12 protein-coding genes and 1 tRNA gene are annotated in these 14,128 nt (G+C 57.7%); 6 read left to right on the forward strand and 7 right to left on the reverse strand.

What is annotated here, in order from left to right; translation table 11 throughout:
* Window positions 1-136 precede the first annotated feature (136 nt).
* From ABJP42_RS10070 to ABJP42_RS10080, 3 genes are all read right to left on the reverse strand, one after another.
* Window positions 137-697 carry a DUF6538 domain-containing protein gene (locus ABJP42_RS10070; protein ID WP_348340178.1) on the reverse strand — a complete coding sequence of 187 codons (561 nt, stop codon included), beginning with the start codon at window positions 695-697 and terminating at the stop codon, window positions 137-139.
* Between the two features lie 126 nt (window positions 698-823).
* Window positions 824-910: transfer RNA gene (locus ABJP42_RS10075), tRNA-Leu, on the reverse strand.
* Window positions 911-1,087: 177 nt separating this feature from the next.
* Window positions 1,088-2,842 carry a caspase family protein gene (locus tag ABJP42_RS10080; RefSeq protein WP_348340179.1) on the reverse strand — a complete coding sequence of 585 codons (1,755 nt, stop codon included), beginning with the start codon at window positions 2,840-2,842 and terminating at the stop codon, window positions 1,088-1,090.
* 99 nt (window positions 2,843-2,941) lie between these two features.
* Between ABJP42_RS10080 and lipB the strand changes: the two genes are divergently transcribed.
* A complete protein-coding gene (gene lipB / locus ABJP42_RS10085; RefSeq protein ID WP_348340180.1) occupies window positions 2,942-3,628 on the forward strand; it encodes a lipoyl(octanoyl) transferase LipB in 687 nt (228 codons plus the stop codon).
* Window positions 3,629-3,723: 95 nt separating this feature from the next.
* On the opposite strand, the gene ABJP42_RS10090 is transcribed toward lipB, so the two are convergent.
* Both ABJP42_RS10090 and ABJP42_RS10095 read right to left on the reverse strand, forming a co-directional pair.
* A complete protein-coding gene (locus ABJP42_RS10090) occupies window positions 3,724-5,475 on the reverse strand; it encodes an alpha/beta fold hydrolase (RefSeq protein ID WP_348340181.1) in 1,752 nt (583 codons plus the stop codon).
* A gap of 382 nt (window positions 5,476-5,857) precedes the next feature.
* The gene (locus ABJP42_RS10095; protein ID WP_348340182.1) at window positions 5,858-6,280 is read right to left on the reverse strand and encodes an HIT family protein; all 423 of its coding nucleotides are present in this window, start codon (window positions 6,278-6,280) and stop codon (window positions 5,858-5,860) included.
* 323 nt (window positions 6,281-6,603) lie between these two features.
* Here ABJP42_RS10095 and ctaD point away from each other — a divergent pair, with 323 nt between their 5' ends.
* The 3 genes from ctaD to ABJP42_RS10110 all read left to right on the forward strand — a co-directional run bounded on the left by ctaD (window position 6,604) and on the right by ABJP42_RS10110 (window position 9,671).
* On the forward strand, window positions 6,604-8,277 hold the full coding sequence (ctaD, locus tag ABJP42_RS10100; RefSeq protein ID WP_348340183.1) for a cytochrome c oxidase subunit I: 1,674 nt from the start codon (window positions 6,604-6,606) through the stop codon (window positions 8,275-8,277).
* Window positions 8,278-8,422: 145 nt separating this feature from the next.
* Window positions 8,423-8,914, forward strand: a complete 492-nt coding sequence (locus ABJP42_RS10105; RefSeq protein ID WP_348340184.1) for a DUF2244 domain-containing protein — start codon at window positions 8,423-8,425, stop codon at window positions 8,912-8,914.
* Between the two features lie 133 nt (window positions 8,915-9,047).
* Window positions 9,048-9,671 (forward strand): tetratricopeptide repeat protein, encoded by a 624-nt coding sequence (locus ABJP42_RS10110; protein WP_348340185.1) that lies wholly within the window; start codon window positions 9,048-9,050, stop codon window positions 9,669-9,671.
* An 87-nt stretch (window positions 9,672-9,758) separates the two neighbouring features.
* Here ABJP42_RS10110 and ABJP42_RS10115 read toward each other — a convergent pair whose 3' ends face one another.
* Both ABJP42_RS10115 and ABJP42_RS10120 read right to left on the reverse strand, forming a co-directional pair.
* Window positions 9,759-9,932: a hypothetical protein gene (locus ABJP42_RS10115; RefSeq protein ID WP_348340186.1), complete on the reverse strand. Its 174-nt coding sequence runs from the start codon at window positions 9,930-9,932 to the stop codon at window positions 9,759-9,761.
* Between the two features lie 335 nt (window positions 9,933-10,267).
* On the reverse strand, window positions 10,268-10,741 hold the full coding sequence (locus tag ABJP42_RS10120) for a GatB/YqeY domain-containing protein (RefSeq protein ID WP_348340187.1): 474 nt from the start codon (window positions 10,739-10,741) through the stop codon (window positions 10,268-10,270).
* Window positions 10,742-10,961: 220 nt separating this feature from the next.
* Here ABJP42_RS10120 and carA point away from each other — a divergent pair, with 220 nt between their 5' ends.
* Window positions 10,962-12,125 carry a glutamine-hydrolyzing carbamoyl-phosphate synthase small subunit gene (carA, locus tag ABJP42_RS10125; RefSeq protein WP_348340188.1) on the forward strand — a complete coding sequence of 388 codons (1,164 nt, stop codon included), beginning with the start codon at window positions 10,962-10,964 and terminating at the stop codon, window positions 12,123-12,125.
* 122 nt (window positions 12,126-12,247) lie between these two features.
* Window positions 12,248-14,128 (forward strand): glycosyltransferase (locus ABJP42_RS10130; protein ID WP_348340189.1); only part of this gene is annotated, 1,881 nt, incomplete at its 3' end.

The following is a 14,128-nucleotide window of genomic DNA, read 5'->3' on the forward strand; positions in this document are numbered from 1 at the left end:
GGGGCATGCCTTGTCCCATCAGTACTTCAACCTGCCGTAACTTCACGACGATCTCTTCCGGCTTGGGTCTCTTAATGGCCATACTTGGTCCTCCGCTTTCCTAACTATAGGGGCGGACCACTTCAAAGGGGGAAGCTCAGGCGGTCGGCTCAATGATCTTGGCAGCGGTCAGGGCATCTCCGAGTGCCTTCCCCTTCTTCTGGTGCAGGGCGACGCGCGCGCCCTCCTGCACCTCTTCCAGTTCCCGTTCGTCAGGGTCGTATTCCTCGCCCATGGCGTCCTTGAGTGCGTAGTCTGCGCCCAGCCCTGCCTCCATGAACGCAGCGGATGCTTCCTGCGCGACCATTTCACGCCCTGCACCCCACACACCGCCCGCCTTCCTGATTTTTTGCTTTTGATCGGCAGGAAGGGCAGTGACCCTACCGGCGATCTCGGCATCAAGGCGCGTGCGTTCCCGGTCGGAAAGGTCACCATAGACCCGAACCCGCGCCGACACGGAGTCGAGCTTCCGCACCAGTTCGTCCAGTTCGGTCAGGTACGCCCGCGCCAGCCGCGCGGCTTCATCGGGGTCTTTTGTCTTCATCGACTCGCGACGAAATTCCGGCAATCCGAAGGCCTTAACGAGTCGGTCAGGGGTGCGCTTCCAGTAGTACCAAGTCGCGCCGATGCACCTTGCTCCCTCTATGCTCTTCTCCACTGGTCAAACCCCATTTGTGCAAAACGTGTGCAAAGTCTGTGCAAAAAACCTCAAACCCAAGCCCTTGGAAAAGGCCTGATTTTCAATTGCTTCTTGTATTTCAGGGGATTGCCTAAGGCAAGATAATGGTGCGGTCGAGAAGACTCGAACTTCCACGGGTGTTACCCCACAGCGACCTCAACGCTGCGCGTCTACCAATTCCGCCACGACCGCACTGTCTAGGCTTGGTGAAGGCGTATTAGACGAGGTGCGTCAGGATGTGAAGAGCCAAAATCAAAGAAATTGGGTTTTCACAGCCCTCCCCCTGCATTCACCTAATTCGCAGGAAGCTAGGGGTATTCTGCGGGGGATGGAACAGACCTTCCCCCGCAAAAAACAGGCAAAGGCGTCCTAGTCTTGCACTTGCGTCGACAAGAACATATCGCCCGACATCTGGTCATAATAGGCTGGGAACTGCTCATGATTGACGGAGGCCGCCAGCTGTTGAACGTCACGGCGGACCTGCTTGGCCAGATCATGCAGCGACATGCCCTCTTCTTGCAGACGTGGCAGCAAGGCGCGGGTGAAGACAGAATTGGGGTTGCTATCATCATCCGAGAGCCGGTCTAACGCTGTTTGACCTGCGCCTGCAGAATAGAGAATGAACGCGCCTTCTGGTGGCTCCATCCGGACCAGCCCCCGTGCGCCGCCAACAGAGCGCTGCCCATTGGTGGCAAAAGGATTGTTACGGCAGGCGTCCAGCACCATGACCGTGGTGCGGGCCCCCTTGCGCTGGAAGGTGTCCAGAATACGCCCTGCCGGAATGCTCTCACCGGTGAGGAAACTCTCGTCGCCATAGTTGACCACCGGCACATCGGCAGGCAGCAAGTAGTTGCGCCCATCCACTTCGATGCCATGGCCGGCAAAATAGAACATGACTTCATCCCCAGGCACGATCTGACCTGCCAGGGTTGAGACGGCACTGTTGATATCGCGACGGTTTGCATCATAAAGCGTCAGAACATCAAAACCGAGCTCAACCAGAGCCTCGCTGACGGCCTGAGCATCATTACGGGCCTTTTGCAGCGATTCCAGGTTCTGATACCCATCAACCCCAATCACCAATGCCCGGCGTCGGCTCAGCGGCGCAGTATAGGTCGGTTCGCGAACCTCTGCCTGCGGGGAAGCGACTGTGGGAGCAGGCTGGGGGGCGAGCGCGGCGACTGCTACGCCCTGAGCCGGCGGTTGTTGGACAACCTGCCCCTGAAAAACCTGCCCCTGAGGAGGCTGAGCCTGGTAGGCTTGCCCCTGGTAAGTTTGTCCCTGAACCTGCTGCCCCTGAACTGGCTGTCCTTGGTAAACCTGCCCTTGGAAGGTATGACCTTGAACTGGCTGACCCTGATAGACTTGCCCTTGGTATGCTTGACCCTGGACCTGCTGCCCTTGGAATGCCTGGGCCTGATTGCCCTGAATGGCATAGCCGGGTGCGACCTGCCCCTGCTGCGGCACCGTGCCCTGCGGCTGAGCACCATATGTCTGCACCGTCACCGGCGCCTGCGCCCCGTAGCCGCCCTGCTGGGGTACCTGCTGACCATATTGCTGGGGCACACCGTAGCTTTCGACATTTGCCATGGTGGTTACAGGTGCACCCGGGATCTGCTGGACCGGAACCGGCTGCTGCGGCACCTGTTGGCGCTGTAGTTGCTCGTTCATGTAGACCTTCAGCAGAATTTTGGCCCCATCCGGATGAGAAGCGGCCTGTTGGGTGGCCTGAAATCCGCTGGCAAGCGCACGCTGACGAGAGGAGTTCAAAAACCCAAGCTCATATTCGGTCAGCTGGCCCGTGGCCGGGTAACCCATATAGGCCTGGTATTGGCTGATAGCGTTGCGAGATTTCCGCCCCATCACCCCATCCGGGGATCCGGCTGGAAACCCAAAATAATTCAGCGAAGTCTGGGTTTCACGGTTTTGCGTGCGCGCGGCGGAATTTCCAGAGCGCCGCGTTGTGGCGCGCCTGTTGTTGTTGCGATTGGCTCCGCTGACAATTGCGCCCCCAATCAGACCACCGATGAGTGCTGCGCCCAAGTTGTCTGCGAACACCGGTCCAACTGTGGACGTGGTGATCATGGCTGCGGCCAATGCAGACTTTAGTGACTTTGAAAACATGTCACACCCCTTTATAAAACGAACAATATGGAATCAGAGTAGCGCAGCTCATCCCTGAAAGCACGTACCATTTCATATATAGTTTAACGCCGGGGCCAGTTGGCATTCCATAGGACTAAATCTTTAATGGTAGAATGGATCACTTCTGAAGCCCTCGTTGACTACGAGGACGCAATTTCCTTTATGGAAACACGGGCTTCAGAGATTGCTGCAGGGACCGCCGAAGAATGCATCTGGCTGCTGGAGCACCCGCCGCTTTATACTGCCGGCACCTCAGCCAAAATCGACGATCTGACAGATCCGAACCGGTTTCCGGTGCACCCTTCCAAACGTGGTGGTCAATATACCTACCACGGCCCCGGCCAGCGTGTCGTTTATGTGATGCTGAACGTGGCCAAACGAGGCCACGACGTGCGCCGTTTTGTGCAGGAACTGGAGACCTGGGTGATCAAGGCCCTGGGTGAATTCAACCTCACCGGCCATATCCGTGACGGGCGTGTTGGCGTCTGGATTGAACGCCCAGACAAGCCGCGCCAGCTGGACGGCAGCCTGCAAGAAGACAAGATCGCCGCCATTGGCATCCGCCTGCGCAAATGGGTGAGTTTTCACGGCATTTCCATCAATGTCGAACCTGATCTGGAGCATTTCACCGGCATCGTCCCCTGCGGCATTCAGGAATTCGGGGTAACGAGCCTTGTTGATCTGGGGCTGCCTGTGACGCTTGCAGATGTTGATGTGGCGCTCAAACGCAGTTTTGATGCGGTCTTTAAAGGTGAGTCGGTCTAGCGGGCCGCTGACAGTGACAAGCCAAGACCGGAGCGCGGATCTCCTCAATTGCCCCCTATTCCGAACCAATCGCAGAACCTGACTGGGCTTAGGCTCTACCGAGTTTGCAGGATCTGATCCGTCGAGAGATCTTCGAGTGCTGACAGGACCAGCTCGGGGCAGGCATAGAGCAACACATTGCCAGCGCCTGCGCAGATACGGGTCTGAACCTTTTCCGCCCCTACTACCTGAGGATAAATGCCGCTATGGCGCGCCAATTCCTCTTGTGAGCCATACATATAGATCGTGCGGCCGGCATGCCCGATCATCTGGTCGCGCCAGACCCCAGATGCCAGGTTGAGGTCCGCCAGAAACCCCGCCCCTCGCTGCTGCATCATCAGCGTCAGATTGCTGGACAAAAGAGGGTCTAGATCCATCTCGGCGATCTGCGCTTTTGCCCTTGAGCCGCAGCGCGCCTGGCCAAGCACCAGCAATGACGCCCCCCGCTGCTGCACCGACCGCGACCAATTGACGAGGATCCGCCGCGCCAGCGCAGGGGCAAGCCTGGCACAGGGCACTAACCACCCGTGATTGCCTAGCAAGGGTCGGTAGTCGCGCGGCTGCCGGATGGGCGGCGCCGGCGCGACTCCTACGACACCACCAATTTGACCACGCAGGCGCAGGGCGGCAGCACGGGCAAACACAGCACCGCTGCGATGCCCTAGCAGAATTGGGCGTCGTAGATTTTCCTGCTCAATCAACGCCTTTATCTGCGCCACAAAGGCCTCTAACTGTTGACCACGGCCCGGGGTGGGGCCAGAGGCACCGTAGCCTCCGCGCAGAGGCGCATAGACCCGAAACCCGCCTTTGCGCAGCTGTGGTTGCAATCGTTGCACGCCGGCAATGCCATCCATCATGCCATGTACAAAAATGACCGGCTGTCCGGTTTCGGCCCCCAACCTGAAACATTGTGTTTCCTGTCCCGCAGGCCCGCAAACCATGAAACTGAATGGCAACTGCCTGCCGCCGGAAATCGCCATATCCTGGGCGCGTTCCTGCAACAAGAACCCGACCAGCCGGATCAGTTCTGCCACCCCAGGTGCGCCCGCCTTGGCTGCAATATGCAACAGCTCCGGGGGCGGAGCGGTGTTGCAGGTGACCCCCGTCATATAGTCGCGCAGGATCATGCATTCCCGGTGATCCAGAGCAAAGGTCTCGGCTATCAAATGATCGCAGCCAAAGCTGCTGTCTTCGGGCCAGATCAGGCTCAGCACTTCGATCGAGATCGCCACCGGAGCCCCACTGGTGCCAACCCAAACCGGCCTGCACAAAAGCTTTCTGCTGGGACGGCCCGTTTCAAGAACCAGAATATCCCGCCAGGAAAACCTCTGCGATGCAATGCGGTCGGCAAACTGCCCCCAGCCCTCTCTCACCTCTTGCGGCCCCTGCAGCCAAGACTGCACTTCAGAGACCGGGGCCCCGGCCCGACACCTGCCTGCGGTTTGGCGCATTTGCGGCAGCAAGGGTTGCCCCTCCAAATCAACCAACAGCCAGGCCCCACCTCCCTTGCCATCGCTGTCGGCCCACATGGGGTCGGGCGGTTCTGCCTGAACCGTCAACGGATCGGGGCAACCCATTTGGGTCCATTGCAGTTCAAGAATTTCCAAAGCCCGGGCGAAATGAGCCTGCAAAATCGGCGCCTCAAACACCGGGTTGGCGCGGGCAGGCAAGGCCTCTCCATCGGTACGACTGTCCGCTTGCTGCGCAGGACAAAACTGATCGAACAATTCGGGTCGCAAAACGGTTTCGTAGATTGCCGCAACAACCTGTTCTTGTGACGGCAGAGCTATACGCTGCAGATGTGTCACTTCGACCTCATACCAAATACACCAACTAACACACACAATCGGCTGACCTGCTCAAACAAAGCTTGATCAGTCGAACAACAAGCCTCAACCTCTAGTCATGCCCTTGTGCCAAGCATTGCAACTCCGGTTGCAATTTCTGACGGCCCGCAACCCAGAAAACAAAGAGGACGGGGGCAGGCATTGGGAACAACTACCCATATTTTCAAGGTTGTTTTCGAGATCGGCAATTTAAATTTTCCAAATACTACGCACCACAAGAAATAAATCAACTCTGCGCTGCATCCAAAAGTGAATTGGATACAGCACATTCCTTTTTGGAGGCTCTTTGCTCCGCTTGGAACCAAAAAAACCCTTTGGAGGAGCGAGCAGAAAACCGGCGCTCTCAGCCTTCCAGCGCAGCGCGGATCAGGGCTGCATGAGCCTGGATCACATCGCGCTCCGCCATTTTCCCAGGAGGGCGCAGTTTGTCGCCTTCATGACGCGGCAAAATGTGGAAATGCAGGTGAAAAACTTCCTGCCCGCCAGCGGCCTCATTAAACTGCTGCAGAGTGACCCCATCGGCGGAGAAGGCTTTCAGCACCGCATGGCTCAGTTTTTGCACTGTTTGCATCACTACCGCCAACTGTTCCGGGCTTGCATCCAGCACATTGCGGCAGGGGGTTTTAGGGATGACCAGCAGATGACCATCGGCCCGGGGCATGATGTCCATAAAGGCCAGCGTCGCATCGTCTTCATAGACCTTCGCGGCCGGAATTTCACCGCGCAGAAGCTTGGCAAAGATGTTTTCGGGATCATAGGCAGTCATCTGATGCCCTCCTTGTTGCAATGATGTGTCAGGGTTTTGCGGTGACAGGCTTCACCCGTCAAGCCTTGGCACCCTATCAATCCAAAGCAAGGCAACACACCAGCGGCACTGGTAAAAAACCCAGCCAGCCTGTGCGCAGCGGCTGGAAAACAAGGCCTCAGAGCAAAAAACACGGAAAAAACAACTGCCCGCGACAATTATTCTTGATCCAGATCAAACTCCGCCATTGAAGGCCACCACACGGCACACTAAAACCGCATATGAGTCTATGGCCACCCGGAAGCTATTCCTGGGGTCAAAAGTTATGCAACAGGAGGCACATAATGGCAGACGCAGCCATTCATGGTCACGGCCACGAAGACGAGCGCGGATTTTTCCAGCGCTGGTTCATGAGCACGAACCATAAAGATATCGGCATTCTCTACCTCATCGTTTCGGCGCTTGTAGGTTTCATCTCTGTCGCGTTCACCGTTTACATGCGGCTTGAACTGATGGATCCAGGCGTTCAGTACATGTGTGCCGAAGGCGCCCGCTTTTCTGCGGATGCCTCCAGAGAATGTACCCCCAACGGCCACCTGTGGAACGTTTTGATCACCGCCCACGGCATCCTGATGATGTTCTTCGTGGTGATCCCGGCGCTGTTCGGCGGCTTTGGCAACTACTTCATGCCGCTGCAGATCGGCGCGCCTGACATGGCCTTCCCGCGGATGAACAACCTCAGCTTCTGGCTCTATGTGGCCGGTACTTCGCTGGCGGTTGCTTCGGTTCTGTCGCCTGGTGGCAACGACCAGCTTGGCTCTGGTGTTGGCTGGGTTCTCTACCCGCCGCTGTCGGTCAATGAGGGCGGCTACTCGATGGATCTGGCGATCTTTGCCGTGCACGTGTCTGGTGCCTCGTCGATCCTCGGCGCGATCAACATGATCACCACCTTCCTGAACATGCGTGCCCCCGGCATGACCCTGTTCAAAGTGCCGCTGTTCAGCTGGTCGATCTTTGTCACCTCCTGGCTGATCCTGCTGTCCCTGCCGGTTCTGGCCGGCGCCATCACCATGCTGTTGATGGACCGCAACTTTGGCTTCACCTTCTTTGATCCTGCCGGTGGTGGTGACCCGATCCTCTACCAGCACATCCTGTGGTTCTTTGGTCATCCCGAAGTCTACATCGTGATCCTGCCCGGTTTCGGCATCATCTCCCATGTGATCGCCACCTTCGCGCGCAAGCCCGTCTTTGGCTACCTGCCAATGGTTTGGGCGATCATCGCCATTGGGGTTCTGGGCTTCGTCGTTTGGGCGCACCACATGTACACCGTTGGTATGTCGCTGAACCAACAGGCCTACTTCATGCTGGCCACCATGGTCATCGCAGTGCCTACGGGAGTTAAGGTCTTCTCCTGGATTGCCACCATGTGGGGCGGCTCCATCGAGTTCAAAGCGCCGATGATGTTTGCCTTTGGCTTCCTCTTCCTGTTCACCGTTGGTGGTGTCACAGGGGTGGTTCTGTCGCAGGCCGCAGTCGACCGTGCCTATCATGACACCTACTATGTGGTTGCGCACTTCCACTATGTGATGTCGCTTGGTGCTGTCTTCGCGATCTTCTCAGGTATCTACTTCTACTTTGGTAAGATGACCGGTCGTCAGTACAACGAGCTGGGCGCTCAGATTCACTTCTGGATGTTCTTCATCGGTGCCAACCTGACCTTCTTCCCCCAGCACTTCCTGGGCCGTCAGGGCATGCCGCGTCGTTACATCGACTACCCCGAAGGCTTTGCCTACTGGAACAAGATCTCCTCCTATGGCGCCTTCCTGTCTTTTGCATCCTTCATTCTGTTCTTTGCTGTGATGATCTACTCGCTGCTGCGCGGCGCCAAGATCACCCAGAACAACTACTGGAATGAATATGCTGACACTCTCGAATGGACCCTGCCCTGCCCACCACCAGAGCACACCTTCGAGATCCTGCCCAAGCAGGAAGACTGGGACAAACCCCACGCGCACTAAGATGTGAGCACGGAGAATAGAGAAGGCCCCGCAGCGTAAGCTCCGGGGCCTTTTTTGTGGGCGAGGTCCATAGGGAAATACTCACTTGAAAACAGTCTCGCGACATCGGTAAATGCCTTTTACTGCCCCCTGCCAATGACCGCCCATGCCCTATTCCTGGATCACCCCACCAGCAGCCTCCGAGGCTGAGACCGCTAGCGAGATGCACCTGTGGCCGCATCAATCGCTGCCCCCACAGGGCTATGCGCGCTTTATTGGCGTCACAGCCCTGCTGATCACCCTGCCATTGCTGCCCTTTGCGGGATCTCCGGTGTTCTGGGGGCTGCTGCCGTTTTTGCTGCTGGCGCTTTTTGGCCTGAAATACGCACTGGACCGCAACCGTCGGGACGCTCAGGTGATCGAAGTGCTGACCTTAAATGCCACTGAGGCCCGGTTGGAGCGACGCAATGCAAATGGCACGCAGCAAAGCTGGCAGTGCAATCGGTATTGGGTCAAGGTCGAGCTCCACCCCATGGACGGCCCGGTGCCGAACTACGTCACCCTGCGCGGCAGTGGCCGCGAAGTGGAGATCGGCGCCTTCCTTTCCGAGGATGAGCGCAAGGCGCTATATGATGAGTTGCAGAAAGCCATTCGGTGAGCGGAAACACTATTGCCGACTCTGCCTCTGCTGTTTGCAGGGCACCACTCATAGCGTACATTACCAACCGCTCTTTACAATCTTTCATTGAAACCGTTTATTAAAGGCAAGAGCGCTAGGGAGTTTTCGATCTATGATTTTTGTCCGCTTTTTCGCCGGCCTTGTCTGCACCGTCATAGCCACTTCCTTCGCACACGCAGGCCCGATCGAAGACTGTTCTCAAGAAAACGATCTGAGACTTTCAGTCAGAGCTTGCTCGAAGGTCATAGAGTCAAACTTGCTGCTAGAAAAACTGGAAATGACCTATTACTTTCGAGGCAATGCCCATCGTAGGCTCGGGAACACACGCCGTGCTCTGAAGGACTTGCAACGGTCGTTAGAAATCAACCCGTTTTATAAACACCCTTACATCGAGCTTGGAATTATCAGCAAGAATCGCAAAGACTACCAACTAGCTCTAGAGCACTACAACAGAGCTCTAGAAATCGACCCTCGGTTCGCAAAAGCCTATTACAATCGGGGTAGTGTTTTTTTCGGAATGAATAAGTACACACAGTCGATCGCAGACTATGACAGGGCAACAGAGCTAGAGCCTAACTATGTCTTTCCCTACATTGGACGTGCATTTTCGCTTCTTGAAATGGGAGACAACAAAGCCGCGCTAGCTTCCGCGGAACATGCACTGAGGTTAGCTCCCCGGAATGCCCATGCTGCCGAAATCCGAGCACACATACTGGACGAGGCCAAGCACAACTGAAAAAAAGGGCCCCGACAAGCGAGTCCCTCCGATACTTCCCCGTAAAAGTAGTCACACTCGCCAGCCGGGGCAGGCTGGACCGCGTTCTTAGGAGAGCGCCTCGGCGCTCTTGAGGTAGACGTCGCAGGCCTCCACTTCAGCAAGCTCCTCACCTGCCCCGGCGACGCAGGCTTGGTATTTCTCGACGAGTTCAAGCCGCTCATGCGCCACTTCGCTCTGAGCCTGGGCAGCCTGCTTTTGCGACCGCGCTGCTTTTCTCACCGATGGGCCGGTGCAGGCTGTGGTGAAAAGGACAGCGCTGACGCAAACAATGGCGAAAACTCGTTGGTACATGGGATAGGCCTATTCTCTTGTTCGGTTTGACTAACAGGAGCCGTTTTAGCCGCGAGATGTCAAGGTTCCCAGCCGCTAAGCCGTCAACGCGATTGTTAAAAGTCGCCCAATTGGCAAGTGTTATGTCACAAGACTAATATCAAAATGTAGGGTGCGGAATCGGTTTCTTTCCGGCCAATGGCCGCGGCAGGGGAACTGTCGCCACCGGCAAACAAGTGGCCTGCAGGTGCAGAGGTCTTCTCCCTTCTACAGGACCGGCTCCCTCAGCAGCCGCCATCCTTGCAGAGCTCGTCCTTGACCATGGGGCCAACCTTGCCAAAATCCATCTGGCCGGTGAATTTTGCCTTCAGGGCCCCCATCACCTTGCCCATATCGCGAATCGAAGCTGCACCGCTTTCAGTCACAGCGGCTTTGACCGCAGCGCGGACCTCTTCCTCATCCAGCTGTTTGGGCAGGAATTCTTCGATGATGGCGATTTCTTCCAGTTCGCGCTCCGCCAGATCCAGGCGACTACCTTCCTCATAGGCGCGGGCACTCTCGTTGCGCTGCTTGGTCATTTTCCCAAGAATCGCCAAGACTTCGCCGTCACCAATGGCGATCTCGCCATCACCAGCCCGGGCCGCAATTTCCTTGTCCTTGATAGCAGCGTTGATCAGCCGCAGGGTGCTTAACCGCTGGGCATTCTTGTCTTTCATCGCTTGCTTCAGGGCCTGATTGACCAGGGTTCGCGTGTCCATAATCTCTATCCATAGCGAGGAAACCGGAAGTGGCACCTCTATCCAATCGACCTGCTCATTTCAAGCACCCAGCCTTTTCGGGCGACGCGCGGGCAAGGAGCAGCGCAAATCAAGGCAGATTGCCTCGCAAATCTTCCCGCTTGGCCTTGCCAGGCAGGCTTGACCCCATGTGCCCAGCCCCCTAAAAGCCGATAAATTTCACCCTCAGGAGAGTCTCGTCATGGCCGATACCGCACCGTCCAAGCCAACCGCATGTCTGGCGCTTGCCGATGGCACCGTTTTTTACGGAGCCGGGTTTGGCGCTACCGGTCGATGCGTCGCCGAGCTGTGTTTCAACACCGCGATGACAGGCTACCAGGAAATCATGACCGACCCCTCCTATGCCGGGCAGATCGTGACTTTCACCTTCCCCCATATCGGCAACACCGGTGTGACGCCCGAGGATGACGAAACCGCAGATCCCGTCGCCGCCGGCATGGTGGTGAAATGGGACCCGACCCAATCGTCAAACTGGCGCGCCACCGAAGAGCTGGGCGCCTGGCTGACCCGCACAGGGCGTATCGCCATTGGTGGCGTGGACACGCGCCGCCTCACCCGCGCCATCCGCCAACTGGGCGCGCCGCATGTGGCCCTGGCCCATGATCCTGAGGGCAATTTTGACGTCGAGGCCCTGGTCGCCGAGGCCCGTGCCTGGGCTGGGCTCGAAGGCATGGATCTGGCCAAAGAGGTCACCTGTGCACAGAGCTACCGCTGGGATGAGATGCGTTGGGCCTGGCCGGAAGGGTACTCCCGTCAGGAAAACCCGGTGCACAAGGTGGTCGCCATTGACTACGGTGCCAAACGCAACATTCTGCGGTGCCTGGCCTCGGCTGGCTGTGATGTCACCGTGCTGCCCGCCACCGCCACTGCCGAAGAAGTCCTGGCCCATGGCCCCGATGGTGTCTTCCTGTCTAACGGTCCCGGTGATCCGGCGGCTACAGGCGAATATGCGGTACCGATGATCAAGAGCATTCTGCAGGACGCCACTTTGCCGGTCTTTGGCATCTGCCTTGGCCATCAGATGCTGGCGCTCGCCCTGGGCGGCAAAACCGTCAAGATGAACCACGGCCATCACGGCGCCAACCACCCGGTGAAAGAAAACGCCACCGGCAAGGTTGAGATCACCTCGATGAACCACGGCTTTGCCGTCGATTCCCAAAGCCTGCCCGAAGGCGTCGAAGAGACACATATCTCACTGTTTGACGGCTCCAACTGTGGCATTCGCATGGTGGGCCGCCCGGTCTATTCCGTGCAGCACCACCCAGAGGCAAGCCCTGGCCCGCAGGACAGTTTCTACCTGTTCGAACGCTTTGCCGAAGCCATGTCCACACGAAAAGCTTCGTAAGGCCAAGGTCAAAACGCGGTTAAATACGACACAGGCCAATTGTGGTTAACATACTGGTAAGCCACCTTTCTCAACGTCGGATGTGAAAAGCATCCGGGGTTGTTTTTGTTTTGAGTGATCGTATGCGCGGTAGTCAGACACGCGGCTTTAAACGTCTTCGGCGCCCCGTCTGGGCGCAAAAACCCAGCCATGGGTTATCTGTAGGGAGTCCCAGACGAAACTCAGCGGCTGACAGCCTGCAAAACCAGCATCTGCAATACCATGGCCGCAGTTCCCTGCCGCCCTCTGCGTCGCCAACCTCTGCCAAGGTTCGCCCAGCGCCCGCCCAACCTGCCGCCACGAGCAAGGTCGCTGCTCAGACGGGCCCGGAACGGGGCGAGCTAAAGCTAGTCACCCCAAGACTGGACAGCTTTCAGGACGAGGGTTCGGGCCTTGCCAACCCAGATCTCGGGCGACGCACCCCGTCCAACCACGCCCGGCTGCCTCGCCTCCCCGCCCAGCAAGAGGCCGGTCGGGAAGTCTATCGCGCCGAGGCGCTCGCCCTGCGCACCGTCGATCTCAGTCAGCACCGCCCCAGCGCGCCATTGCTGGATCAGAAACCCGCCCGTTTCTGGCTCCGTCATGAAGCGATACCCTGGGTGCAGCTTGGCGATACCATCGCCATTGCATTTGCCACCGCCACCGAAGCCGAGAGCCAAAAACAAGAGCTGACCGAGTGTTTTGGTCCGATTATTCCAGTCTTAGCCCCGCGCCATCAAATCACCCCCTTGTTGCAGCGCCATTTCCGCACTGCCATGGCCCGACGCGCCAGCGCCAGTATCGCCCCTGAGCTGAGCACCCGAACCCTGTTCCAACACTCCAAACGCCTCAAACAGCTCCTGCCCGTGACCTCGGTACTTACCTTGGCCGTAGTCTTCCCCATTGAAGTTTTTGCGATCAGCTGCGGGATGGCTCTGGTCTTTCTGGTGCTGTTTTCGGCGCTCAAAACATGCGGCCTGCTGGCGCATCTGACCCGTAGCCACCGGCGTCGCAAACAGGAACCCATGGATCCCGGTGCCCAGCCGCCGCAGCCAATGATCTCGGTTCTGGTACCGCTCTATAAAGAAGCCGCCATCAGCACGGCCCTGCTAAAGCGCCTGAAACGCCTCGATTATCCTAGGAACCGGTTGCAGGTTCTGCTGGTTCTGGAAGAGGGCGACGGGGTCACCCGACAGGCGCTTTTGAAAACCCGGCTACCGCCTTGGATCGAGGCCATCGAAGTCCCAGCCTGGGGCGAATTGCGCACCAAGCCGCGGGCGATGAACTACGCCTTGAATTTCTGTCGTGGCGAAATCGTTGGCGTTTGGGATGCCGAAGACGCACCGCAACCGGATCAATTGCAAAAGGTCGCCACAGCCTTTGCAACCGCCCCGGCGCAGGTTGCCTGTTTTCAGGGGGTGCTGGACTACTACAATCCGCGCGCCAACGTGATTTCACGGCTGTTCACCCTGGAATATGCCAGCTGGTTTCGCATCGTGCTGCAGGGTATTGCCCGGCTTGGCCTGGTGGTGCCTTTGGGCGGCACCACCATGTTTGTCCGCCGCAGCGTATTGGACCAATTGGGCGGTTGGGACTCCCATAATGTGACAGAGGATGCCGACCTCGGCGTGCGGCTTTATCGGGCCGGGTTTCGCACCCAAATGTTGCCCAGCGCCACCTATGAGGAGGCCAGCTGTCATTTGGCTGCCTGGATCCGGCAACGCTCCCGCTGGATCAAGGGGTTCATGGCCACCTATCTTGTCCATATGCGGCAGCCATTGCGTCTCGCCCGCGACATTGGCCTGCCTCGGTTCCTCGGCTTCCAAGCCTTTTTCCTAGGCACTATCGGGCAATTCCTTTTGGCGCCCTTTCTCTGGACCTATTGGGCAGTGATCTTAGGCCTGCCCCACGCCAGCACTGCGATACTGCCAAACGAGCTGCTTTATTTTGCCCTGTCCACGCTGATCGGTTTCGAAACCCTCGGC

It is taken from the genome of Pseudophaeobacter sp., assembly GCF_039971195.1.
Taxonomy (GTDB): domain Bacteria; phylum Pseudomonadota; class Alphaproteobacteria; order Rhodobacterales; family Rhodobacteraceae; genus Pseudophaeobacter.

What these genes read in the sequence shown, in the direction of transcription:
- ABJP42_RS10080 (WP_348340179.1), bottom strand. Translation starts at nt 2,842, where the DNA reads ATGTTTTCAAAGTCACTAAAGTCTGCATTGGCCGCAGCCATGATCACC.
- ABJP42_RS10095 (WP_348340182.1), bottom strand. Translation starts at nt 6,280, where the DNA reads ATGACTGCCTATGATCCCGAAAACATCTTTGCCAAGCTTCTGCGCGGT.
- ctaD (WP_348340183.1), top strand. Translation starts at nt 6,604, where the DNA reads ATGGCAGACGCAGCCATTCATGGTCACGGCCACGAAGACGAGCGCGGA.
- ABJP42_RS10105 (WP_348340184.1), top strand. Translation starts at nt 8,423, where the DNA reads ATGCCCTATTCCTGGATCACCCCACCAGCAGCCTCCGAGGCTGAGACC.
- ABJP42_RS10110 (WP_348340185.1), top strand. Translation starts at nt 9,048, where the DNA reads ATGATTTTTGTCCGCTTTTTCGCCGGCCTTGTCTGCACCGTCATAGCC.
- ABJP42_RS10120 (WP_348340187.1), bottom strand. Translation starts at nt 10,741, where the DNA reads ATGGACACGCGAACCCTGGTCAATCAGGCCCTGAAGCAAGCGATGAAA.
- carA (WP_348340188.1), top strand. Translation starts at nt 10,962, where the DNA reads ATGGCCGATACCGCACCGTCCAAGCCAACCGCATGTCTGGCGCTTGCC.